The 24,202-nt window shown below is 32.0% G+C and carries 22 protein-coding genes and 5 pseudogenes; 14 read left to right on the top strand and 13 right to left on the bottom strand.

The window, feature by feature from the left end:
- Positions 1-19: 19 nt before the first annotated feature.
- A pseudogene (locus ACZZ95_RS13415) lies at positions 20-3,037 on the bottom strand (tetratricopeptide repeat protein).
- A 332-nt stretch (positions 3,038-3,369) separates the two neighbouring features.
- Here ACZZ95_RS13415 and ACZZ95_RS13410 point away from each other — a divergent pair.
- Genes ACZZ95_RS13410 through ACZZ95_RS13400 form a run of 3 tightly spaced genes read left to right on the top strand, consistent with a single transcriptional unit; the run spans position 3,370 to position 5,872 of the window.
- Positions 3,370-4,119: a cell division ATP-binding protein FtsE gene (locus tag ACZZ95_RS13410; protein WP_463471673.1), complete on the top strand. Its 750-nt coding sequence runs from the start codon at positions 3,370-3,372 to the stop codon at positions 4,117-4,119.
- A gap of 7 nt (positions 4,120-4,126) precedes the next feature.
- Entirely contained in the window at positions 4,127-4,942 is an 816-nt protein-coding gene (locus ACZZ95_RS13405; RefSeq protein WP_463469420.1) for a glycosyltransferase family 2 protein, read from the top strand.
- Entirely contained in the window at positions 4,943-5,872 is a 930-nt protein-coding gene (locus ACZZ95_RS13400; protein ID WP_463469419.1) for a glycosyltransferase family 2 protein, read from the top strand.
- Here the strand turns inward: ACZZ95_RS13400 and ACZZ95_RS13395 are convergent.
- From ACZZ95_RS13395 to ACZZ95_RS13385, 3 genes are read right to left on the bottom strand one after another with little or no spacing between them, the layout of a single operon-like run.
- Positions 5,855-6,262 (bottom strand): sugar 3,4-ketoisomerase, encoded by a 408-nt coding sequence (locus ACZZ95_RS13395; RefSeq protein WP_463469418.1) that lies wholly within the window; start codon positions 6,260-6,262, stop codon positions 5,855-5,857. The two genes, ACZZ95_RS13400 and ACZZ95_RS13395, sit on opposite strands and share 18 nt — an antisense overlap.
- Positions 6,259-7,056 (bottom strand): glycosyltransferase, encoded by a 798-nt coding sequence (locus ACZZ95_RS13390; protein WP_463469417.1) that lies wholly within the window; start codon positions 7,054-7,056, stop codon positions 6,259-6,261. The genes ACZZ95_RS13395 and ACZZ95_RS13390 overlap by 4 nt, the downstream gene beginning before the upstream one ends.
- The gene (locus tag ACZZ95_RS13385; RefSeq protein WP_463469416.1) at positions 7,044-7,349 is read right to left on the bottom strand and encodes a hypothetical protein; all 306 of its coding nucleotides are present in this window, start codon (positions 7,347-7,349) and stop codon (positions 7,044-7,046) included. The genes ACZZ95_RS13390 and ACZZ95_RS13385 overlap by 13 nt, the downstream gene beginning before the upstream one ends.
- Before the next feature lie 726 nt (positions 7,350-8,075).
- Here ACZZ95_RS13385 and ACZZ95_RS13380 point away from each other — a divergent pair.
- The gene (locus tag ACZZ95_RS13380; RefSeq protein WP_463469415.1) at positions 8,076-9,068 is read left to right on the top strand and encodes a glycosyltransferase; all 993 of its coding nucleotides are present in this window, start codon (positions 8,076-8,078) and stop codon (positions 9,066-9,068) included.
- Here ACZZ95_RS13380 and ACZZ95_RS13375 read toward each other — a convergent pair.
- The 9 genes and pseudogenes from ACZZ95_RS13375 to ACZZ95_RS13335 all read right to left on the bottom strand — a co-directional run bounded on the left by ACZZ95_RS13375 (position 9,065) and on the right by ACZZ95_RS13335 (position 15,215).
- A complete protein-coding gene (locus tag ACZZ95_RS13375; protein ID WP_463469414.1) occupies positions 9,065-10,120 on the bottom strand; it encodes an O-antigen translocase in 1,056 nt (351 codons plus the stop codon). The genes ACZZ95_RS13380 and ACZZ95_RS13375 overlap by 4 nt on opposite strands.
- Positions 10,104-10,340: a hypothetical protein gene (locus ACZZ95_RS13370; protein WP_463469413.1), complete on the bottom strand. Its 237-nt coding sequence runs from the start codon at positions 10,338-10,340 to the stop codon at positions 10,104-10,106. Before ACZZ95_RS13370 ends, ACZZ95_RS13375 begins: the two co-directional genes overlap by 17 nt.
- 1 nt (position 10,341) lies before the next feature.
- Positions 10,342-11,485, bottom strand: a pseudogene (locus tag ACZZ95_RS13365) (DegT/DnrJ/EryC1/StrS family aminotransferase).
- The gene (locus ACZZ95_RS13360; protein WP_463469412.1) at positions 11,482-12,429 is read right to left on the bottom strand and encodes a FemAB family protein; all 948 of its coding nucleotides are present in this window, start codon (positions 12,427-12,429) and stop codon (positions 11,482-11,484) included. Before ACZZ95_RS13360 ends, ACZZ95_RS13365 begins: the two are co-directional and overlap by 4 nt.
- 6 nt (positions 12,430-12,435) lie before the next feature.
- The gene (locus ACZZ95_RS13355; RefSeq protein ID WP_463469411.1) at positions 12,436-13,038 is read right to left on the bottom strand and encodes a trimeric intracellular cation channel family protein; all 603 of its coding nucleotides are present in this window, start codon (positions 13,036-13,038) and stop codon (positions 12,436-12,438) included.
- Between the two features lie 51 nt (positions 13,039-13,089).
- Positions 13,090-13,500, bottom strand: coding sequence for a PH domain-containing protein (locus ACZZ95_RS13350; protein ID WP_463469410.1), 411 nt, complete (start codon positions 13,498-13,500; stop codon positions 13,090-13,092).
- A gap of 12 nt (positions 13,501-13,512) precedes the next feature.
- Positions 13,513-13,800: a hypothetical protein gene (locus ACZZ95_RS13345; RefSeq protein WP_463469409.1), complete on the bottom strand. Its 288-nt coding sequence runs from the start codon at positions 13,798-13,800 to the stop codon at positions 13,513-13,515.
- Positions 13,766-14,365: a hypothetical protein gene (locus ACZZ95_RS13340; protein WP_463469408.1), complete on the bottom strand. Its 600-nt coding sequence runs from the start codon at positions 14,363-14,365 to the stop codon at positions 13,766-13,768. Before ACZZ95_RS13340 ends, ACZZ95_RS13345 begins: the two co-directional genes overlap by 35 nt.
- Before the next feature lie 106 nt (positions 14,366-14,471).
- A complete protein-coding gene (locus ACZZ95_RS13335; protein ID WP_463469407.1) occupies positions 14,472-15,215 on the bottom strand; it encodes an RDD family protein in 744 nt (247 codons plus the stop codon).
- Between the two features lie 20 nt (positions 15,216-15,235).
- On the opposite strand from ACZZ95_RS13335, the pseudogene ACZZ95_RS13330 reads away from it, so the two are divergent.
- The 10 genes and pseudogenes from ACZZ95_RS13330 to ACZZ95_RS13285 all read left to right on the top strand — a co-directional run bounded on the left by ACZZ95_RS13330 (position 15,236) and on the right by ACZZ95_RS13285 (position 23,973).
- Positions 15,236-16,216, top strand: a pseudogene (locus ACZZ95_RS13330) (stage II sporulation protein M).
- A gap of 169 nt (positions 16,217-16,385) precedes the next feature.
- Positions 16,386-16,802 (top strand): hypothetical protein, encoded by a 417-nt coding sequence (locus ACZZ95_RS13325; RefSeq protein ID WP_463469406.1) that lies wholly within the window; start codon positions 16,386-16,388, stop codon positions 16,800-16,802.
- Between the two features lie 192 nt (positions 16,803-16,994).
- Positions 16,995-18,200, top strand: coding sequence for a DUF4350 domain-containing protein (locus tag ACZZ95_RS13320; protein ID WP_463469405.1), 1,206 nt, complete (start codon positions 16,995-16,997; stop codon positions 18,198-18,200).
- An 87-nt stretch (positions 18,201-18,287) separates the two neighbouring features.
- Positions 18,288-19,303 (top strand): annotated as a pseudogene (locus ACZZ95_RS13315) (AAA family ATPase).
- Positions 19,304-19,446: 143 nt separating this feature from the next.
- On the top strand, positions 19,447-20,778 hold the full coding sequence (locus tag ACZZ95_RS13310) for a DUF58 domain-containing protein (protein ID WP_463469404.1): 1,332 nt from the start codon (positions 19,447-19,449) through the stop codon (positions 20,776-20,778).
- A 167-nt stretch (positions 20,779-20,945) separates the two neighbouring features.
- Entirely contained in the window at positions 20,946-21,128 is a 183-nt protein-coding gene (locus tag ACZZ95_RS13305; RefSeq protein ID WP_463469403.1) for a hypothetical protein, read from the top strand.
- Positions 21,085-21,714, top strand: a complete 630-nt coding sequence (locus ACZZ95_RS13300; protein ID WP_463469402.1) for a hypothetical protein — start codon at positions 21,085-21,087, stop codon at positions 21,712-21,714. Before ACZZ95_RS13305 ends, ACZZ95_RS13300 begins: the two co-directional genes overlap by 44 nt.
- 77 nt (positions 21,715-21,791) lie before the next feature.
- Positions 21,792-22,028 carry a hypothetical protein gene (locus tag ACZZ95_RS13295; protein ID WP_463469401.1) on the top strand — a complete coding sequence of 79 codons (237 nt, stop codon included), beginning with the start codon at positions 21,792-21,794 and terminating at the stop codon, positions 22,026-22,028.
- A gap of 48 nt (positions 22,029-22,076) precedes the next feature.
- Positions 22,077-22,967, top strand: coding sequence for a DUF2167 domain-containing protein (locus ACZZ95_RS13290; RefSeq protein WP_463469400.1), 891 nt, complete (start codon positions 22,077-22,079; stop codon positions 22,965-22,967).
- Between the two features lie 216 nt (positions 22,968-23,183).
- Positions 23,184-23,973 (top strand): annotated as a pseudogene (locus ACZZ95_RS13285) (TrmH family RNA methyltransferase).
- The last annotated feature ends 229 nt before the right edge of the window (positions 23,974-24,202 follow it).

Below are 24,202 nucleotides of genomic sequence, written 5' to 3'. Positions count from 1 at the left end.
TTTCTCCTATTTTTTACTTTTATTTATTAATCGACGAATTTGTTTTAGACTCTTCCACTTTTATCGCGCCTAATTCTTTTTTAGCTTCTTCAACAACATCTGGATAATCTGTAAAATTGTTAATTACGTTATCTAAAATGTAAGTTGCCTGATAGCTGTCTTTTAGTCCGTAGAAGTTTTTAGCCATTAAAACCAAACCTTTTGCTCCGTAATATTTATAAGCCGAATAGCTTTTTGCTAATTTTTGAACCGCAGTGTTTGAAGCATCGAATTTTCCTTCTTTCGTTTTAAAATAAGCATCATAATACAACGCTTCTGCTTGCTAATTCTCCTTTAGACGTTGCTAAAAGTTTTGCATAGGCCGTTTTTGCTTTGTCTTCGTTTCCGGTTTGAATTCTTCGCTCTGGCAACAATAATCTGTGCATCTGCTTTTACGCCCGCATCTGCTTTTGGATTTTCTAATACTTTATCAGCAGAAATAACCGAGTTATCATAATCCTTTTTATCATAATAACATTTCATCAAATTTGCCTGAGCAAAGTTTTTGTTTTGAGGAAAATCTGCTTCACTATCTAAACGCACTAATACTGGAATCGCTTTATCGCAATCTTTAGTTTTCAAATAAATTTGAGCCAATCTGTTTAATGCTTGCTCTGTAAATTCATTTCTTGGCTGATCGATTACATATTGGTAATTAGCAACCGATTTAGTTTCAGAACCTTCAGCATAATAAAGCTGTCCTAAATAAAAATTAGCTTCAAGCGCGTGCATTCCTTTTGGAAATTTACTCATATAACCCGTAAAGCCTGTAATAGCATTTTTAGTATTGTTTTGACTGTATTGTTTAAAAGTCGCATCGTAAGTGTCATTGTCCAATTCAGCATCAGAAACTTCTACGAAATCTAAAGTTCTAACCCAAGTTGCATATTCATCTACTTTTCCTGAGTCAACATAAATTAATCTTGCTGTAGAAACTGCCTCCAAAGCTTCTGGAGTTTTCGGGAATTCTGCGGCAACTTTTTTGAATTTCGTTAAAGCCTGTTCGTCACGATCAGAATTGTAGTAAATCAGACCTTGTTTTAAAATGGCTTTTGAAGTAAATGAACCATTTTTAAATTCAGAAATCAATTGATCGTACGCTTTTAGAGCCTGATCGTTTTTCTTTTCTGCAACATATGTATTTCCTAATTCATACAAAGCATCATCTCGGTAAGATGATTTATTGTACATCTTAACAAAGTTGTTCAGTTCGTCAATTTTCTTGGCATTATTTGACATGAATCCGTAAGAAAGTGCTTTTTGAAACTGCGCATAATCGGCATCAACACCTTTTGCTCGCAATTGCTTTCGCGTAGGCCTCATTTGTCGCACTGTATTTTGAAGTTACAAAACGACAATCTCCTAAACGCAGATAAGAATCGTTTAAACGAACTTTATCTGATGGAGAATTATCAATCTGCGCCTGAAAAGAATTGGTCGCCTGATCGTATTCTTTCAATTTAAAATACGTGTAACCAATATTATAGTTGATATTTTTATATTCGTCTGTAGATTTTGCTGCTGTCATCCCTGCAAACTGTTTGTAAGTCAGTAATGCATTTTGCATATCATCATTAAGATATTCTGTTTCTGCTTTCCAGAAAGTAGCTCGGGCTGTAAATTCAGGTGTTTTTTGTTCGCTTACAGCGTTTTTAAACATCTTGCCCGCTTCTTGATAATTTGATTCATTATACAATTCTAATCCGCGGTAAAACAATACTTTTTGGTAAGCGACTTTATTTTCTGCCGTTCTGTTTTTCTCTAATAAAGTCAAAGCTTCTTTGTAGTTTTTAGAAGAAATATAAGAATCAACTAAAAGTTTTTCTACTTCTGAACGGCTTGAATTATTTGGGTATTTCTTTAAGAAATCTAACAAAATCCCAGGAACCGCTTGATACGCATTTCCAATCTCGTAACTCAATTTGGCATAATTTAAAGCCGCATCTTCTTGAATCTGCGCATTGAAATCCATTTCAGAAGCATTTTTAAAAGCGTTCAAAGCTTCTTGTTTTTTGCCAATATTCAAATAACTTAAACCTAAATGGTAATATGCATTCTGGGCTACGAAATCTTTTCCTTCAATAATTTTATTGAATTGAGAAATCGCTTTTTCGTAGTTTTTCTGCTCGTAATACGCATAACCTAATTGGTAAAAATCGGTATTATTCCATTTTCCTTTTTTACCTGCGTATTTTTCCAAATATGGAATTGCTTTATCGTATTGTTTTAAATTGAAATAACTTTCACCGATAATTTTATTCAATTCAGATTGTTCCAGCGCATTTGATTTGGCCATTGCAGTTTGTCCTAATTCAATTGCTTTCTGAAAATTCCCTAATTTGAAATTCATATCAGCTTGATAATAAGACAGCTTTTCTTTGTATTTTTCTTCGCCCGAAACTTCGTCAAAGTATTTGGTTGCTTCCTTGTAATCATCGCCTTCATAAGCCATAAATCCTAAATAATACTTGGCTTGAGAACCATATTCTTTAGAGTTTACCACTTTATTAAAATAGTTGGTAGCTTCTTTTTCTTTTTTAGCATTAAAATAGCTGTAGCCTTTCATGAAGTTAAACTTATCCGACTCGGTTTTACTCATGTAACTTTCGTCTACTTTATCAAACCACATCAATGCTTTAGGGTAATTTCCCTGTTCAAAAAAGTACTGCGCGACTTCAATGTAAGCCTGATTTTGTTTGGTGCTTGTTGGGTAATCGCTGACAAACTTTTCTACCAAAGCATCAGCATTTGCCTGATTGGTTCTTATGGCACAATTGGCAATGTAAAACGCACAATCTGACTGAACTTCCTCGGTTACTGCATTGTTCTTTACATGTTCAAAAATAAGTTGTGCCGAAGCATATTGTTTGTCATTATATAAAGCCAGTGCTTTGTCAAAATCCTTTAAGTCGTAAGTATATATAGCTGATTTTTGTGCCGAAACTGTGGTCGAAATAAGGATAATTTGGAGTAAAAAGAACCAGGAAAGTTTACGCATTTTAATAATATTTAGTATTCAAATGTATCATTTTATACCGTTTATAACGAAACGTTTCGCGGTTTTATTATGAACAAATTATTAAACAGCTGTGATTTTATGCGATCTTAAACTTCAAAATATTGGTTCTCAAACTTTCAAAATCAAATTAATCAAAAACAAGATCAGTAATTTAAGTTATTCTAAGCTTAGAAATTTTACTTCCTCATTTATCAAAATGAACTTAGATTGCGTGGGGTTTATTTTTTTAAACTTTTTCTTAAGAAATGATTCAAATTTATTTTGAATACAAGCGTTATCTTATTACTTTTACAATTCAAATCAACATTATTATGTCACAAACCGTACTATCTCTTAAAGAAGTCACTATATATCAAGAAGGAAGAAAAATTATATCTCATATTAATTTAGATGTTAACCACGGTGAATTTATCTATATCATCGGGAAAACAGGTTCTGGAAAAAGTAGTTTTTTAAAAACTTTATATGCTGATTTACCACTAGTTGAGGGAGAAGGACATATAGTTGAATTTGATTTAGCAGGAATAAAAGAAAATGATATTCCGTTTTTGAGACGTAAAATCGGGATTGTATTTCAAGACTTTAAATTACTTCCAGATCGTTCCATAAAAGACAATATGCTTTTTGTTTTAAGAGCAACAGGCTGGCATGAAAAAGATGCGATGTATCATAAAATTGATGAAGTTCTTGACAAAGTAGGCATGAAAGATTTCGTAAATAAAATGCCTCACCAGCTTTCGGGCGGGGAACAACAGCGTGTTGCAATTGCAAGAGCACTTCTTAATGATCCAGAATTTATTTTGGCCGATGAACCTACAGGAAATCTTGATCCGCAGACTAGTTCTGAAGTTTTAGAAGTCTTAAAAGCTATTAATGCTACGGGAAAAACCATTATTATGGCTACGCACGATTATGCATTATTGATGAAATTCCCTTCTAAAACATTAAAATGTGAAGATGAAAGAATCTTCGAAGTGGTGCAAAAGAAGCGTGTAATGCTTTCGATAGTAATTCCGGTTTACAATTACAACATTTTTTTCTCTTGTAGAAACACTGTATAAACAAGCATTGGAATGTACTATTCCTTTTGAAATTATTTGTTTAGATGATGCTTCTCAGGATTTAACCATTGAGAACCAAAGAATTAAACAATTTAAAAACGTTTCTTATACCGTTTTAGAACAGAATATTGGACGAAGCGCCATTCGGAACTTACTAGCCCAAAAAGCGGTTTATGACTATTTACTTTTTTTGGACGCCGATGTATTTCCGACTAACAATCAGTTTATTTCTAATTATGTTTCTGAAATAAAAAGGAACCAAAAAGTGGTTTTCGGAGGAATTTTATACGAAAGTAAAAAACCTGAAAAAGAACTGCTTTTACGTTGGATTTATGGCCGAGAAAGAGAAGCTTTACCGTTATCGGAAAGAAGCAAAAATCCATCTGATTTCGCATTGGTTTCCAATTTATTAATCAAAAAAGAAATCCTACTTCAATTTCCTTTTGATAACACTTTGACAAAATACGGCTATGAAGATTTACTTTTTTTCTCCGTTTTAAGATCAAATCATATTCCAATAACTCATATTGAAAATCCAGTTTTTCATTTAAATTTAGAGACTTCTGCCCTATTTTTAAACAAGACACGAACAGCATTAGAAAATTTGGCGTTTTTGAATAATGCTAATAAAATTTCAATTAATGAAAGCCGCATTATTGCATCATTTGAACTTTTAAAAACAGTGAAAATGCTTTCTGTTTTCTCTTTTATTTTTAAGCGATTAAAATCGAAAATTGAACGAAATCTAGTTTCAGAAAAACCATCTCTTTTTGTATTTGATATTTATAAATTAGGTCATTACAGCATTTTAAAATCAAAATAAATGGCTTTCTTTTCTATCATAATTCCGCTATACAACAAAGAAAATTTTATCGAAAATACGATACAAAGCATCTTGAATCAAACTTTTCAGGATTATGAAATTATTGTAATTAATGACGGATCTACAGATAAAAGCGAAGAAAAATTACTGCAGTTTAAAGATCCACGAATTACTTATTACAGCAAAAAAAATGAAGGTGCTTCGAGTGCCAGAAATTACGGAATTGAAAAAGCAAATGCCGATTTTATAACTTTTCTGGATGCAGATGATTATTGGTATCCGACGTTTTTAGAAACTATGTTTACTCTAATTTCAAAAGTGCCAGATCAAAAAGTTTTTGCGGGCGCAATTGAATTTGATACCTCCAAAAAAATAATTCCTGTAGAATATTCGATTCCTAGATCAGACAGCGAATTTGAAATTGTAAATTACTTTCAAGCGAGCTTAAAAGAAACGGTTCTTTGTACTTCATGCGCCGTTTTTCATAAAACTGTTTTTGCCGAAGCTGGAAATTTTGATACCAAAATAAAAAGCGGTCAAGACACGGATTTATGGATTAGAATTGGACTTATATTTCCAATTGTATTCTCCTGGAAAATCTTAGCGAGATATGTTTATGATCCTGAAAGTCTTTCGAAAAACAGTAAATTGTTACATGAAAAAATGGATTTTTCTAAATTCGAAGAGGCAGAAAGAACCAATTCGGACTTAAAAAAATTTCTGGATTTAAATCGGTTTTCACTGGCGATAAAAAGCAAAATAGCTGGCGAAAAAATACTTTTTGCCAAATATTCACAGCCAATTGATTTAAAGAATTTAGGTTTTAAGAAAAGTATTTTATTAAATCTTCCCTCTTTTGCTTTAGTATTTTTAATCCAAGTAAAAACAGTATTAGCCAATTTAGGCTTGGGATCATCTGTCTTTAAATAACTTGAATTTTTTATAGTCTCGAATATAATCTTCTTCATTAAATTCGTCAGAAGAAAGAACTAAACAAACGCTTCCAGAAGAGAAATTCTGCGACTCTCTCCAAACCCCAGAAACGATGAGCAAACCCACATTTGGCTTATTAAGTGTAATGGTTTCTTTATTCTTTCCATCTTTTAAAATCACATCAAAACTGCCGCTCAATGCAATTAAAAATTCCTGCTGTTCGATATGCGCATGGTCGCCTCTTTTGCTTCCGCTAGGCACATCGTACAAATAATACACTCTTTTGGAAACAAAAGGAATTGTATCTCCTTCAACCACAGAAAGATTTCCTCTTCTATCCTGAATTTTAGGAATTTCAATTAATTGAATATCTGAAATACTTGTCATTTTTGATTGGTGTGAATTAGATTTTTCCATTGTTCCGAAATAGTTTTTAGAGACAAATGTTTAACACTTTCTACAGTGTTTTTTTTGCAAAAATTATACAATTCGTAATCATCCGCCAAACGATTTATCGCTTCGGCTAAAGCTTGAGAATTATTATTTTCAACCAGTAAACCATTAAATTCATTCTGAATAATTTCTCTCGGCCCAGAATGACAATCGACAGAAACAACTGGCTTTCCCAAAGCTAATGATTCTATTATTGAAAGCGGAAAACCTTCATAATGACTTGTCAATATGGTAAATTTTGATGCGCGAACTTCATTAAAAGGATTTTCTTTAAAAGGAAATAATTGAACATGTCCGCTCAAATTCAACTGATTAATTTTCTGCTGAATAAATTCCAAATCATTTCCGTCGCCCATAATATGCAATTGATATCCTTTTAGGAAAACTTTAGAAAGTGACAAAGCTTCGAGCATCAAAGTGAAATTTTTTACTTTTTCATCCAATCTGCCAAAAAACAAAATCACCTTTTCGGTCGCATCAACTTCTTTTACAACCTCTTCATCAGCAATAAAAAAAGGATTATAAATCGTAATTGTATTATTCAATTTATAAAGTTGCTTTACTTTTTCTTCAATTGCTTTTGACACACAAATTACAGCCTCTACATTTTTATAAATTTTTCTCGACCAGAATACGGATGAAGGAAAATAATTTTTAAAGTTATAACTGTGAACGATATAATAGATTTTTGAATTACGATAAATGAATCGGGTAATTAATTCTCGCATGACAATACATTTCTGGTTCTGCTGTCGATGACAATTTCTATTTTGTTTTGAATTAAATAACGGCGTAATAAAACTCCTTTTCGCCACTTTCTAAAAAGAGAGGAAGAACTCGAACTTTCTTTTTCTAAGTTGAACAAAGTTCCTGTGTATGAATAATCGACAACATCATTTACAATAATCGAATGCACTTCGAAACCAGATTCTTCTAACATAAAAGTCAATAAAGCCGCAAAACGTTCTGCTCCTCCTTTTCCTAAAGAATTTGAAACAATAGCAACTTTCTTTTTATTCATGTTTTTAACCGAAAAAGTAAATATATTTGTCAAATATACACATATAGTAACCTGCTTGAAAAATTCTGATTTAAAAACTTGCTATATCTGATAAAAAACAATCTTAAATGAATCTTTGAAATTATCAAACGTTCCTACGGAACGTAAATGCGCATCCAATCAATTTTTGCTACCAATGAAACGTTCCTACGGAACGAAAACAAATGTTCAAATAATAAAAATGATGCGTCTAAATTTATTGCTCCTTAGACATTTTACTTGGTACAATGAAACGTTCCTACGGAACGAAAACAAATGTTCAAATAATAAATGATGCGTCTCCGTTATTGTTCCTGAGAAATATTTGGTCGCCAACTAAAAAAGAACCTTTCCTACGAACGAAAATATATTTGCAAAATAATCTTTGCGTCACCATTTATTGTTCCGTAGGAACATCTGATCGGTAGAAATTTAAAAGGTATGTCACATCGCGTCCTGTAAGGACGCTCGATAAATATTGAAATTTTTAATATATTTTTGGTAGATTCAAAATAAATTATTTAAAATAAACAGATTCGAAATTTATATTAAAACAACTTATAAATGAAAGTTTTACTGGTAGGAGAATATAGTCATTTGCACAATTCTTTAAAAGATGGTTTGCGAGCAATTAGGACACGATGTTTTTATTATTGGTCAAAAAGACGGTTTTAAAAATTTTCCTGTCGACTATCCTATTCAGAAAAAATGGGAAACTGGTTTGCTGAAAAAGTAAAAATTGCAGTTTATAAACTCTCTGGATTGGATATCAGTTCTTATTTAACCTATCGCCAGTTTTTAAAATTTGAAAAACACTGTTCTGGTTTTGATGTCGTACAATTGATTAACGAAAACAGCTTTCAATGTACTTATTATTTCGAAAAAAAGATCATTTCGAGTCTTTTACAAAACAACAAGAAATTATATTTATTAAGTTCGGGTTACGATTATTTAAATGTCAAATATTGTTTTGAAAACCCTGACTTTAAATCTGTAATTCCGTTATATAAAAATCATAAAATTGATAAAAAGACTTTTGCAAATGTGTTGAAATTCACCAAAATAGAATTTTTCAAACTGCATCAATTTATTTATAAAAATTGTAACGGCATAATTGCTTCCGATTTAGATTACCATCTTCCGTTGATAGGAAATCCAAAATATCTCGGAATGATTCCGAATCCTATAAATATTGACAAGCTGAAATTTGAACCTCTTGTAATCAATGAAAAAATTGTCATTTTTCACGGAATTAACAATGATAATTATTTAAAAAAAGGAAATGATTATTTTGAAAAAGCTTTAGAAATAATAGAAAAAAAATACAGTTCTAAAGTTGAAATAATCACGGCTCGAAGTGTTCCCTATTCTGAGTATATTAATTTGTATAATCGTTCTCATATTTTATTAGATCAAATTTACGGATACGATCAGGGTTATAATGCGCTCGAATCGATGGCAAAAGGAAAAGTAGTTTTTACCAACGCAGAAACGGAGTTTATGGACTATTATAATCTTACTGAAAAAGTGTGTATAAATGCCATTCCTGATGTAAATTACTTAGTAAATGAATTGTCTTTTTTAATTGAAAATCCCGAAGAAATTACCGCAATAGGAAAACGTGCCAGAGCTTTTATAGAAAAAGAGCATCACTATGTAAAAATCGCGCAGGGTTACGTGCAGAAATGGAGCGAAAACTAAAATAAACTTTTTCTGAAATATATCGCTAGAAGAATAAAATAAGTTAAATTCTGAAAAGCATAAGCCAATACAACGCCTTCGATTTGGAATATCTGGGTATAATATACACTGGTCGCGTAGAAAACAAATAACGAGTACAATTCTGCAAGTATAAAGGCTAGTGTCATTTTTTTAGCAAAAAACTGATAACCCAAAATCAGTGCGCAAACTTTAAAAATATCTCCTAAAAACTGCCAGAAAAACAAATCGGTCACAGGCAGAAATTCTTTGGTAAAAAGAAGTTCAACAACAAAAAAACGGATAAAATAAAGTACAATTAAACCCAAAATAAAAACTGGCAGAATGAACTTATAAAACCTCCAAAAAATACTTTTAGTTTCCTTATTTGTAGATGCTTTTGACAATTTTGGCAAAAAATAAACCGTCAAAATAGTACTGATGAACAAGAGATAGTAAGACGAAATTCGTGTCATAGTTTCCCAATATCCTGCTTGTTCAATTCCTAAATTTTGAATTATATGATTTCGAACTGCAAGGAATACAAAAGGCCCGAGAACCGAAGAAACCAAAGCCATTATAGAATACGACGAAAGATTTTTTAAAATTTTAAAATCAAAACATTTTAATTTTATGATTTGAAAAAAAGGAATCTCTTTTTGAACCAAGTAAAACGTCACAAAAAACAATAAAGCAGGCGCAATTACGATTGCCAATAAAGCTCCAATTGTTTGGTATTGCAAAATCATAAAAAGTGAAACCAGCAAACCAATTATGTTTCCGATAATATTGATCCAAATTACTTTTTGAAATTTTCCTAAACCATTTATCAAGGCGACGAAAAAAATGGAAACAGCATAACAAGGCAAAGCCAAAGCCAAAACTTTGAAAACCACTAAATATTCTGTATTGCTTCCAAAAATTCTAGTGTTCCAATAGGAAGCGGTAAAAAATAAAATAATACCCAAAAGAATTGCTGTGAATACTAAGGTTATAAAAACAGTAGTGATTATTTTTTGAAGTTCGGGTTGCTTTTTTTCATTTTCGGCACGCATATTTTACAATACCATTTTGAAAACCTAAAGTCGAAATACTTTCTAATGAAGTTAAAAAATTACGCAGATTTCCAATCAGTGCCATTCCGCTTGGACCAACGAAAATGGCTATTATTTTTGAGGTAATTAATCCAATTCCGATTTTTAAAACAACGCTTAAACTGTTTAAAGAAGTGATCTTAAACAAACTGGTCTGCATTATTTTGCTGTAGAAATTCAAATTAATATTGATTTAAAATTTCAATAATAAAATCAATTTCAGAATCTGTTAAAACAGGACTCATTGGCAGGCTTAAAACTTCATTATGAATCTTTTCCGTTACTGGAAACGATAATTTATTCCATTCTAAAAATGCATTTTGTTTGTGAGGCGGAATAGGATAATGAATTAAGGTCTGAATATTATTCTGGGCTAAATAATCCTGTAAATCGTCTCTATTTTTGTTTCGAACGACAAATAAATGAAAAACATGATTGTTTGAGAAATCCCAAAACGGCAGTATTATTTTATCGTTTTTGATTTCAGCTAAATAACGTTTTGCGATGTTTCTTCTCTTTTCATTATCGGCATCTAAATTGGGTAATTTCAGGTTTAGAAATCCAGCTTGCAATTCGTCTAATCTAGAGTTTACACCAACATAATCGTTATGATATTTTTTCTCTGAACCATAATTACGAAGTGAAAAAAGTATTTCTGCTAATTCTGCATCGTTTGTTGTAATCGCTCCGCCATCGCCTAAACAACCCAAATTTTTTCCAGGATAAAAACTATAAGCGGATGCAGTTTGCGGCTCTTCGACTTCATTCAGAGTGACATTCTGAAATTGGAATTTGGAATTTAGACTTTGAAATTTATTTATTTTTGCACCGTGGGATTGTGCAAGCATCTTCTACAACAATAAGATTATGTTTTTCTGCAATTTCATTTATTTTATCCATCTCAGATAATTGTCCGTATAAATGAACCGCTAAAATCGCTTTGGTTTTTGATGTAATTTTTTCCTGAATTAAATCTTGATTTATGTTGTATGTTTCTAATTTTGGTTCAACCAAAACCGGCACTAAATCGGCTTGCAAAATGGCTAAAATACTTGCGATGTAAGTATTGGCTGGAACAATTACTTCATCGCCTTTTTTGAGTTTTCCGAGTTGGATATAAGCTTTAAAAATGAGAACTAAAGCATCAAAACCATTTCCAACTCCAATACAATATTTGGACTGTGTATATTCGGCGAAAGCCTTTTCAAACGTTTCCACTTCTTTTCCTAAAATATACCAGCCGTTGTCTAAAACCGTTTTCAATTTTTCCTGAAAAGCAGTTTCATACGGTTCGTTGATTTTTTTTAGATCTAGAAATGGTATCAATTTATTTCAATTTTATAAAAATCCTGACTGTAAACAGAACAGCCTAATTCTTCTTTTTGTTTTAAAAGTCCAACGTTATAATCTTCGGTATCTGAATTTACAATTCCCATATCGAAAAAATGTTTTCCTTTTCGCTTATATTTATGCATCAGATTTATGAACAAAAAATCGAGTGCACGAAATTCTTCTCCTGTTTTTGAAGTGGCGCCATATTGCGATTTAACCACATTCTTGGACTCAAAAATCGTGATTCCAGCAATAATCTCATCATCTTTATAAGCCGAAAATTGTTTGATGTTTTGAGGAAATTTCGATTTTAAAAGTGTTATTTCTTCTTTGGAATGAACAGGTTTCGTATTGAATTTTTCCAGTAATCTTGGTTCTAAAACTTTTTCCCAAAACGGATTAAATTCTTGTTCTTCGACAATATCCAAATCCAAGTTTTCAATTCTTCTAAAGTGTTTTAATTTACTTTTCGAAATATTTAACGGCACAGATAAGTTTACCGCTAGATTCATTTCTTTTCGTTCTAAGACTGCTTTTCTTTTTAATAAAAAAAACTCAATTTCTTTATTTCCTTCTGTTAAATAAAAATCTGGAAGTGGTTTAAAATAAAAGGTTTCTATTTGATTTTCTTTCAAAAAAAGCAAAATTTCATCTAAAATAGATTCTACTTTTTCTGCTTTCATTTTAGACAAATATACCAAACCGCCGTATGTAAGTCTTTGATGAGAATAAACAGCATTTCCGTTTTTATTGGCCGGAAGAATGGCGCGTAATTTCTCTTCTTCAAAAACTAAAAGCGAGAAATCTTCAAAACGATCCTTATGATATTCCATAAAATCGCGGTGAAATAAAAATGTGGCATTTTTTGCCTGAGCGACAAAATCGTTCCAAAGTGCAAAATCGTTGTGATTGTATTTTTTTACGGTATAATCTGCCACTTTAATTTATTTATGATCAAATGCTTTTAAATGCCATTTGTATTTCACTGCCAGCAATCTAATAATAATTATTACAAGTGAAGTTACTAAATATAAAACATCGACGTTTAAATTTAGTGTTCTTAAACCAAAAAATACGAATCCGCCCAAAATACAGATTGTTGCATATATTTCTTCTCTAAAGACGTTCGGAATTTCGTTGCACAAAATATCTCTTATTACGCCTCCAAAACAAGCCGTCATTGTTCCCAAAGCAATACAAATTCCAGGATGAAGTCCGATCATGATTCCTTTTTCTAGTCCAATTAGCGTAAAAACTCCTAGACCAATCGTATCGAATAAAAATAATGATGTTCGAAGTTTATCAAACTTTTTTCTAAAAATAATAGCCAGAAAAAAACCTAAAATAATAACGTATACGTACTGCATATCGCGCATCCAGCCTACTGGCGTACGCCCGATTAAAACATCACGAAGTGTTCCTCCTCCTACCGCGGTAACAAATGCAATAATAAAAACCCCAAACGGATCTAATTTTTTATGCATGGCTGTTAAAGCGCCAGACATAGCAAACGCCATTGTCCCAATAATATCAAGTAAGTGAAACATTTCTTCTTAAGTTACAAAGATGCAAAGATGCAGAGATTTTAGTAATTGTCCTTACTTTTTTAATACTATTTTTATGTCAGGATTTACTCTCTTTAGCTCTTTTAAAAATCTATTTTTATCTTTTGGTGAGATTAACAGCGTATCAAATTTATTATATAAAATTTCTAATCGGTTAAAAGAAAGCGCCGGCGAACTTATAATATTAAAAGTCTCCGACACTTTTTGTACGTCTTTAATTTCAATTAAAAAATTAAAGAAATAACCACATTTAATTTTCAGTTTATCGCCTTCAATGACATAAAAAGTTGTTAAAAAAGAGTAGACAACATAACTGACTACAAGTATTATAAAAATAAAACCAACCCAATTTTGATCATAAGCTAATCTTATTAGTATCAGCGTAAATAATATGCCTACAAGAATTGTAAACCATAAATCAATTTTAGATTTGAATTTTTGCATTACTATATTTTGTTATTTTTTAACGTAAATCGGACTTCTTTTTAAAAGGTAAGTAACAGAATCCATCCAGCTGTCTTTTACTGCCAAGAAAGGTTTACGGGTTTGAGAATATATTTTGTCTTTATTTTTATACATGTCAAAATACACTGTATAATAGTAATACGCCTGATTGTTTGCGGTAGTTGTCGAAACATCATTTGTTTTTAGCTTTTTATTATTGTCGCTTACTTTTGCACTTCCGCTGTTATAAGTGGTTGCAGTTGTACTAGTACCAATAGTATATGAAACTTTTCGTTGCAACAATATTATCAACGCCGAGAATTTTTTCGAGATCTTCAATTGGCGTTTCGTCAATGTTATTGTGGTCAATTCCCGCTTTGTGCAGTAAACTGTTTGTTGTTCTTAAATCCTGAACAGTTAACGGAAAAATATTAGAAGATTTATCGAGAAGCTTGTTGTAAAGATCGTTTTGAGCAAATTTTGCCATGTCTTCTGAACTTTCCTGAGTATCTGAATTTACATACGGTACCGGAAGTACAGCAATTGTATTAGGCTTCATTTCGGAAGAAACTATTGCTGATGAACCGGAAGATGACGGCGCGCTGTTTCCAGCACTAACATCAAAAGTTTGTGATCTTCCGCTGGCAAAATCAATTCTGGCAATTTGTGAAACGTCAAGCGAAATCTGCAGTGTTTCTCCTGGAAGTGAATACTCTACTGTTTTATCAGATATTTTTGAAATGGTTCCTTCAATAATCTGATAATCTCTTTTTATTATTTTATCTAATTTTTTTCCGCCTTGAGCGAAACTAAAAACGACAGCAAACAACATTAATACAATAAGGAATGTTTTTTTATTTTTCATATCAGGAAGTTTTAATTTAAAAATGTAAGAGATAATAAATCAGTTAAATATAAAAAATTAAAACGTAAACCTGAAAAACAATTCGCAATAATATTAAAGAAAAAAATTACATATCTTGCGTATAGAAATTGTAGTCTTTCAAAATTACTCGGATAAAATCGCTGTTATTTCCAGATTGATTTTTAATGCCGGTTACATTTTCAATTTTTGCTACTAATTTATAAATGATTTCGTGATCATTTTTGGCTTCGGCTTTTTGATATGTTTCTTTAATGATACGCATATCATTGTCTGATAGTTTAATGACCAAAGGATAAGTTGGCACATAAGAATCGCCAATTTCTTCTAAAATAGTATGGCTGATATTAATTTTGTTCTTTAAAGTAATAACCGCCGTTCCCGCCGCCATATCGCCCAATCGCTGTGATTTCTGGCTTGTAATTACCGCTATAATTCCTGGAAGACCAAAAAGGCTGAAAAAATCGATTACCCTAAAAAACCATCGCACTAAATAATCGCCAAAACCAGCTTGATAACCGTCAATTTTAACCACTTTAATTTTGACTAACTTTTTCCCCATCGATTGTCCTTCAAAAACACTTTCGAGAACTAAAGAGTACACTATAATGGGCGAATAGATAAATAAATAAATGGCTCCTTTAGACCAGCCGTCTATGTTTGCCATTATGCGTTCGACCTGAAGCCAGTCAAAAATAACTAGCGAAACCGTTAGCCAATAGCAAAATATAATAGCCAAATCGATAAAAAAAGCACCCAATCGCTCGCCTACAGAAGCGGCAATAAAATTTATTTTGACATTTTGCGTCGTATTAATAGATAATTCTGACATATTTTATATTTTAGCCAACAATGAGAGAAATCGCTTTTATAAAACAAAATAAAGAAAAATGGCTCGAATTCGAGCTGGCAATTTTCGGTAAAGCTAAAAAAATCCTGATGAATTAGCTAATTTATACATTCAAATGATGAATGATTTGGCGTATGCCCAAACGTATTACCCTAAAAGTAAAACGGTTGTCTACTTAAATCATCTTGCTTCACAGATTTATCAAAAAATTTATAAAACCAAACGAACAGACAGCAATCAAATTATAGATTTTTTTAAAATTGATGTGCAGCTTGCTGGTTTACGAATACAAAAGGTATTTGTATTATGCTTTTATATTGTTTTTTGTCACCGTTTCGATCGGAGTGCTTTCTGCCCGTTTCGATCCCGATTTTGTTCGCTTGATTTTAGGCGACGAATATGTAAATATGACTTTGGCAAACATCAAAAAAGGCAATCCAATGGCTGTATATGGCTCTGGCAGTAATTGGGGAAGCTTTATTGGTATTACAGTAAATAATCTTTTTGTTGGCGCTAAATGTTATTTCTACGGAATTTTTGCCGGTATAGGAACTTTTAGCATTTTTCTTCAAAACTGTATTATGCTCGGTTCCTTTCAATATTTCTTTTACGAACATGGTGTTTTCTGGAAAAGCGTTCGAGGAATTTGGATTCATGGTTCTATGGAAATTTTTGCTATTGTAATAGAAACTACTGCTGGATTCATTTTAGGTGCTTCTATTCTGTTTCCTAAAACTTTCTCGAGAATAAATTCTTTTAAAATCGGATTTAAAAACAGTTTTAAAATATTTTTAAGTACTTTTCCTTTCACAATAAGTGCCGGTTTTTTAGAAGGTTTTATTACCAGATATTCTATCGATATGCCAAATTGGTTAAGCAGTTTAATTATTTTAGTTACGCTTGCGATTATATCATTTTATTACTTGATTTATCCTTTTATTGTGCACAAAAAAATTCATTCTTTAACCGCCAAAAATCTTTAAGACCAAGTAATGACAAGATTATTATTTATTTTATCTTTTCTTTTTCTTTGCGGCGTTTCTAAGTCTCAGGATTCAATTGTTATTCCTGAAGAACCACCAAAAATTGCTGGAATTAAATATACCGAAAAGGATATTCAAGTTGATTCGAATACTGTCGAGGCCAAGCATTTTGAGAAAAACTTCAAAAAAATATACCGATCCGGAATTTATCTACGAATATAAAGAACCTGAAAAAAGCTGGTGGGATCATTTTATTCATTGGCTGGCTGGAATATTTGCAAGTCTTTTCAAATTTAAAAGTGTCAAGACATCACTGAATTTTGTTGCTATTTTATTTAGGGTTATTGCTGTTTTAGTAGTCATTGTATTGATTTACTTTATTGCTAGAGCTTTGACGAAACAAGAAGGAAAATGGATTTTTGGAAAAAATGCCAATAAAAAATCCATCTTTTATTCTGATGCCGAAAAAAATATTCACCTTTTAGATTTCGAAAAACTAATAAAAGAAAGTATTGAAGCAGGCGAAAGAAGAATCGCTGTAAGATATTATTATCTCTGGCTTTTTAAAAGTTATGGCACAGCATAATTATATTGAATGGGATATCGAAAAAACAAATTCAGATTATTTATACGAATTAAGGCTGACCTTCTCATAAAGAAGAATTTACCTATTTGTCTTATTTGTACAATTATATCTGGTACGGCGAATTTGAGATTGATGATGCCATATTTAGAAAAACGGAAAACAGATTTAAAAAAGCTTTAAAAACCTTTGGTAATGGATAAAAATGTAAAAATATACATTGCTATACTGGTTTTACTTTTCGGTATAGTACTTTTAACAGACAAGGGAAAACCAAAACCTATTGACTGGACTCCCACCTATTCTGTAAATGATAAAATTCCGTTCGGATTATACATTTTCGATCAGGAATTTAATAGCTTTTTTAAGAATCAAAAAGTCAAAAAAATTTCTAGTGAAACACCTTATGAATATTTGGATTCGCAATACGACGATAATGATGATGTAGAGAATTATAAAATTAAAGGTACTTTCATTGCTATTTCTGAAGCCAACAATATTGACGACCAATCTATGAAAGAGATTTTATATTTTGTTTCGCATGGAAATAAGGCTTTTTTGAGTATGAAAGCATTTCCGAAATTATTGCTTGATTCTTTAAAAGTCGAATTAAAGACTGATTTTATGCCTTCGGAAAATGTTTCAATCTGGATGGCGAATAAAAAAGTAAGCTCAAAAAAATACACTTTTAATACGGGTTTAAGCGATTACTTTTCGAAAATAGATACTCTTAATACAAAAGTTTTAGGCTATCAAAACAGTAATAAAAATAAGAGACAAGTTAATTTTATTGAAGTTCCGTATAAAAATGGTTATGTGTATTTACACACGCGACCGGTAGCTTTTACCAATTACAACCTGCTGAAAAAAGATCATTATCAATATGCAGAAAATGTATTGTCTTATTTTACAAAAGGAAATGTATTTTGGTACAATAAGAGCGTCAATGATAAAAGAATTTCCAATTCTCCGGCGCGTTATATTTTATCGCGACCTGCCTTAAAATGGGCTTGGTATTTAGGTTTAATTGGTATTTTGATTTTTATGATTTTTAATGCGAAACGCAAACAGCGCGTTGTGCCAATTGTAAAACCATTACAGAATCTAACAGTCGATTTTACCAAAACAATCGGGAATTTATATTATCAAGAAGGCGATCATACCAATATTATTGATAAAAAGATTATCTATTTTCTAGAAAAAATCAGAACAGATTATTTGATTGATACGACAAATTTAGATGATGATTTTGTGCAGAAACTGCATTACAAAACGGGTAAAGACCAAAAAGACATTCAAGAATTGGTCGATTTAATAAATAATCATAGAAAGAGTTATCACGGAAGTCTTGAAGAAGATTTGATCCGAATAAATACAGCAATAGAAAAGATTTTACATTAATAGAAATAGTGTCACAGCTTAAAAGATTAATAAAGACAATCATTTTAATCCTTTTAATCTCTGGCAAAAAATAAAAAAATACCAATTATGGACGATATCAATACAACATCAAACGAAATCACGAATGATAATGTGAATTTTGAAACCAGAATCAATTTAGGTCCTCTTTTAGAGCACGTAAATACGATTAAAAAAGAAATTGAAACTGTAATTGTTGGGCGACACAAAATGGTTGACCAGCTTTTAGTTGCTATTTTATCAAATGGACATGTTCTTTTAGAAGGCGTTCCTGGGGTTGCTAAAACTATTACAGCCAAATTATTATCCAAAACGTTGAATATTGGTTTCAGCAGAATTCAGTTTACGCCAGATTTAATGCCGTCGGATATTTTAGGAACTTCTATTTTTAATTTGAAAAATTCAGAATTTGAATTTAAAAAAGGACCTATTTTCTCTAATTTAATTTTAATTGATGAGATTAACCGTGCGCCAGCCAAAACGCAAGCCGCACTTTTTGAAGTTATGGAAGAACGCCAGATTACAATTGACGGATCTGCTTATCAACTAGAAGCCCCGTTTTTGGTTATCGCAACGCAAAATCCAATTGAGCAAGAAGGAACTTATCGTCTTCCAGAAGCGCAGTTAGACCGTTTTCTTTTCAAAATCACTATCGATTATCCAAAATTAAATGAAGAGATTTTGATCATTCAAAGAGAACATTCTTTACAAGATCACGGAAAATTAGATGCTATAAAAACCATTCTTTCTGCCGAAGAAATCAAAGAATACCAAGGTTTGGTTAAACAAATTAGAGTGGAGCAAAACTTATTGGAATATATTGCTCGTATTGTAGTAAATACGCGTGAAAATGCCTTTTTATATTTAGGGGCTTCTCCTCGTGCATCGATCGCAATATTAAATGCTTGCGAAAGGTTTCTGTCGCGATCCGCGGACGTGATTTTGTTACGCCGGAAGATATTAAAGAAGTCGCAATTCCTGTTTTACAGCATCGTGTAATTGTTACGCCAGAGCGTGAAATGGAAGGTATTACAAGTTCAGAAATCATTAAACAAATTATTGAAACAGTTGAGATTCCGAGATAGTTTTCAGTCGCAGTCGCAGTCGCAGTCAAAGTTTTCAGTTATTCTGATTCCTGAAAACCGAGACTGAAAACTGAGATTGAAAACTGAGACTGAAAACCGAGACTGAAAACTGAGACTGAAAACCGAGACTGAAAACTAAAAAAATGAAATTCATAAAAAGTCTATACCTGAATAATTTCTTTTTCTATGTGCTTTTAGGCATTATAGGAATGTTTATCTGTGCTTTTATTTTTCCGAATCTTTATAATGCGGTTTGGCTTATTGTTTTGGCAATGGTGACTTTTGTATGCCTTGACGTTTTAATTTTATATATAGCAAGAACTGGCATTGAAGCAGAGAGAATTACGCCAGAAAAATTATCGAATGGAGATTTAAATCCGATACGAATCAATTTAAAAAATCACTATAATTTTCCTGTTTCAGTTAAGATAATTGACGAAATTCCGTTTCAGTTTCAAGTGCGCGATTTCAAAATTATAAAAACGATAAAAGCTTCGACACAAAAAGAAATCGGTTACGATCTTCGCCCAACAGAACGTGGTGAATATCACTTTGGAGCATTAAACGTTTATGTTTCTTCCCCTTTACGATTGATTTCAAGAAGATTTTCTTTTGATAAAGATCAAATGGTTCCAACATATCCCTCTTATATTCAATTAAGAAAATACGATTTAATAGCTTTTTCTAATAATTTATTTCAATACGGAATCAAGAAAATCCGCCGAATTGGTCATACAATGGAATTCGAGCAGATTAAAGAATATGTGCAAGGCGACGATTTAAGAACATTAAACTGGAAAGCTACTGCCAAAAGAAATTCTTTAATGGTCAATCAGTTTCAGGATGAAAAATCGCAAACCGTTTATATGGCAATTGACAAAGGCCGTGTAATGCAGATGCCTTTTGACGGATTGAGTTTATTAGATTATGCAATTAATTCGGCTTTGGTTTTATCGAATGTTATTCTGAAAAAACAAGATAAAGCGGGACTTTTTTCTTTTTCTAAAAAGGTAGAAAACAGAGTTTTTGCCGAAAGAAGAGGTTCTCAAATGCAGAAAATACTCGAAACATTATACAACGTAAAAACCGATTTTTTCGAAAGCGACTACAGTAGATTGTATGTTGATATTAAGAAAAACATCAATCAAAGAAGTTTGATTATTCTATACACGAATTTTGAAACAATGGATGGTTTAAATCGTCAATTACCTTATTTAAAAGGAATTGCCAAAAGTCATTTATTGGTCGTTGTGTTTTTTCAAAATACAGAATTAAATGGCATCATCAATAAAAAAACAACCACAATTCAGGAAGTTTATGATAAAGTGATTGCCGAAAAATTCATGTTCGAAAAACGATTAATTGTCAACGAACTAAAGAAATATGGAATCCATTCTGTTTTAACACAGCCTGAAAATCTTACGCTTGACGCTATTAATAAATATTTGGAAATTAAGTCGAGAGGAATTTTGTAAAGGTTGTAAAGGTTGTGAAATGCTTGTTGTGAAATGTGAAATGGTGAATTCATTTATCTTTTATTAATTTATGGTTACATTACGTTATCACGTAAGAATTGATTAATTAAATTAAGTAGTTTTGAAAAAATTTAAAATCAATAAATGTAATTTCAAACTAATAAAAAATGAAAAATTCGATTCTAATTCTGTTCATTTTATTAAGCTGGAAATCTTTTGGACAAAAAACAGAAAACATAATCATTATTACTACAGATGGTTTTAGATGGCAGGAAGTTTTTAAAGGAATGGATCTTGCAATTGCCAATGATAAAAAAATTCAATCAGGGAGACAGCGCTTACATTTATAAAAAATATGCCGATGCCGACATCAAAGAAGCACGCAAAAAACTAATGCCCTTTTTCTGGTCTGAAATTGCATCAAAAGGACAGATTTACGGCAATAGGGATTTAGGAAATAAAGTCGATGTTGCCAACCCGTATTGGTTTAGTTATCCGGGGTACAGCGAAATCATGACTGGAAATGTTGATTTAAAAGTAAACTCAAACGGCTACAAAGCTAATCCGAATGTCAATGTTTTAGAATTCTTAAATCAACAGTCCAAACTAAAAGGAAAAGTGGTGGCTTTTGGCGCTTGGGATGCTTTCGATAGAATTCTAAACGAAGAAAGAAGTGGTTTCCCCGTAATTTCTGCTTTTGATAAAGTGGGTGGAAACAAACCAACTTCTGCTCAAAATTTATTAAATGAAATGCGTGATAATTCGTTTAAGCCTTTTCATCAAGACGAATGTCTGGACGTTTTTACGCATTATCAGGCAATGGACGAACTGAAAACAAAAAAGCCAAAAGTATTGTATATCGCTTACGGGGAAACCGATGAATGGGCACATCACGGGCAATATCGTTCGTATTTAGATGCTCGCAAATCAAGTTGATAAATGGATTCAGGAAATTTGGACTTTTATTCAAAATGATCCGCAGTACAAAAATAAAACTACTCTTTTTATAACGGTTGATCACGGTACGCGGTGACAAAGTAAAAGCACAATGGACGGATCATGGTTCTGATATTCCTGGTGCATCTGAAATTTGGTTTGCGACAATGGGGCCAGAAATTGCTCCAAAAGGAGAGATTAAAACCAACTCACAATTCTATCAAAAACAATTTGCACAAACTTTAGCCAAATTTATGGGGTATGATTTTAAAACATCACATCCTGTCGAAAAGGAAATTTCAGAATTATTTTAACGAAACCAAAAAAACCCAAATAATTAATTAACCGTTTAAATCAACCCAATGAAAAAAACACTACTACTTGTTTTGTTATGGACGATCTCAATCTCCAAAATGACGGCGCGACAATCCACTGATACGTTAAAAGCGTATTACGACAAAATTGAAAAATCGTTCAATTACGAATCAGGAAAAATTACACTTCCTGAAGGTGACGGAACTTTAAATGTGCCGAAAGGATTCAAATTTTTAAATGCCGAACAAACCCAAAACGTTTTAACCAGTCTATGGGGAAATCCAGAAGATAAATCTATTCTGGGTTCAATTGTTCCAGACGGCAAAGGCGTTACGCACATGGACAGCTGGATGTTTGTAATCAGTTATCAAGGTGATGGTTACGTGAAAGATGATGACGCAGATGATATTGATTATGATGATCTTCTTAAAACAATGAAAGAAGATGTTACTGTCGCAAATGTGGAACGTAAAACGGCTGGCTATCCTGAAGTACAGCTAATTGGCTGGGCATCTAAACCATTTTATGACAAAGAGTTAAAAGTATTACACTGGGCAAAAGAACTGCAGTTTGGTGCAGATAAAGACCATACTTTAAATTATGATTTAAGAGTTTTAGGAAGAAAAGGAATGTATAATATTTCTGCTGTTGCTGGTGTAAATCAGTTAGAAGAAGTAAAAGCTAGTATTCCTGGAATCATCAAAAGTGTTGAATTTAATGACGGAAACAAATACTTAGATTTTGATGCCGATACCGACACGGTTGTCGCTTGGACAATTGGCGGATTAGTGGCTGGAAAAGTATTAGCAAAAGTGGGTTTCTTTGCTATTTTGGCAAAATTTGGAAAGATCATCGTAATCGGAATTATAGCGGCTTTTGTAGCAATCAAAAAATTCCTTTTTGGCGAGCAAAGACCAAGTAGTTTCAAAACCTGCTGAAGAAGAAACGGCACTTTTAGAGGAACATAATTCTACTGAGGAATAGTTTTTTTGTAGCGAATTTCAAGAATTTACACGAATTCATTTTGTTTCATTACGAGAAGAATTAGTGTAAATTCTTGAAATCCGCGACAATCTTTTTATAGGTTTTAAAAATCTTGCCGTAAGAAAAAATCTCTGTACCTTTGCCACTTTGCAACTTTGAGCCTTTAAAAAATGAAACAAATCACTTCAATTCAAAATCCGTTTATAAAATCTTTGGTTTTACTTCAAGAAAAAGCCAAAGCAAGAAAACAAACTGGAACATTTTTGATCGAAGGTTTAAGGGAAATTTCATTAGCGATAAAAGGCGGTTACGAAATTGAAACTGTTTTATTTTTACCAGAATTAGTTACTGAAACAGAAATCACCAAATTGATTCAGAATTCATTTCAAATTATCGAAATCAACAAAGAAGTTTATCAAAAATTGGCTTATCGAGATACAACCGAAGGAATTTTGGCTGTAGCCAAAAGCAAATCCTTAAAACTATCCGACTTAAAATTATCAGACAATCCGTTGATTTTAGTTGCCGAAGCACCTGAAAAACCAGGAAATATTGGTGCAATTTTAAGAACTGCAGATCTTGCAAATTTGGATGCTGTTTTAATAGCCAATCCAAAAAGTGATTTATACAATCCGAATATTGTGCGTTCTAGTGTCGGCTGTTTGTTTACCAACCAAATTGCGACTGGAAGTACAGACGAAATCATTACTTTTTTGAAAGAAAATAAAATCGATTTTTACTGCGCGACACTACAAAATTCAACTTCTTATCATACCCAAGATTTTACAACTCCAACCGCTTTGGTTGTGGGAACAGAAGCGACTGGCTTAACACAAGAATGGCGCGACAGCCGCAACTCAAAATATCATTATTCCAATGCAGGGCGAAATTGACAGCATGAATGTTTCTGTCGCGGTACCAATTCTTATTTTTGAAGCAAAAAGACAAAGAGGTTTCTAGAGGTTCTGAGGTTCTGAGGTTCAAATTAAAAGTCTATGCCTTTTAATTTATAATTTTTAATTTTTAATTCTCTCTACAAAGCAGTTCTTAAAATGTCAGGCTGAGCGAAGTCGAAGCCCATTTCTACGAGCAAAAAATCTAAAATCAATCCCAAAGATTCGGGACTAAAATCAGTAATCATAAACGCTTGCGTATATACAAACAAATGCTTATTTTTAGTACTTGAACT

The organism is Flavobacterium sp. AC267, from assembly GCF_979258715.1.
Note: the sequence above shows the minus strand (reverse complement) of the source record. Positions and strands in the feature narration are given on the sequence as shown.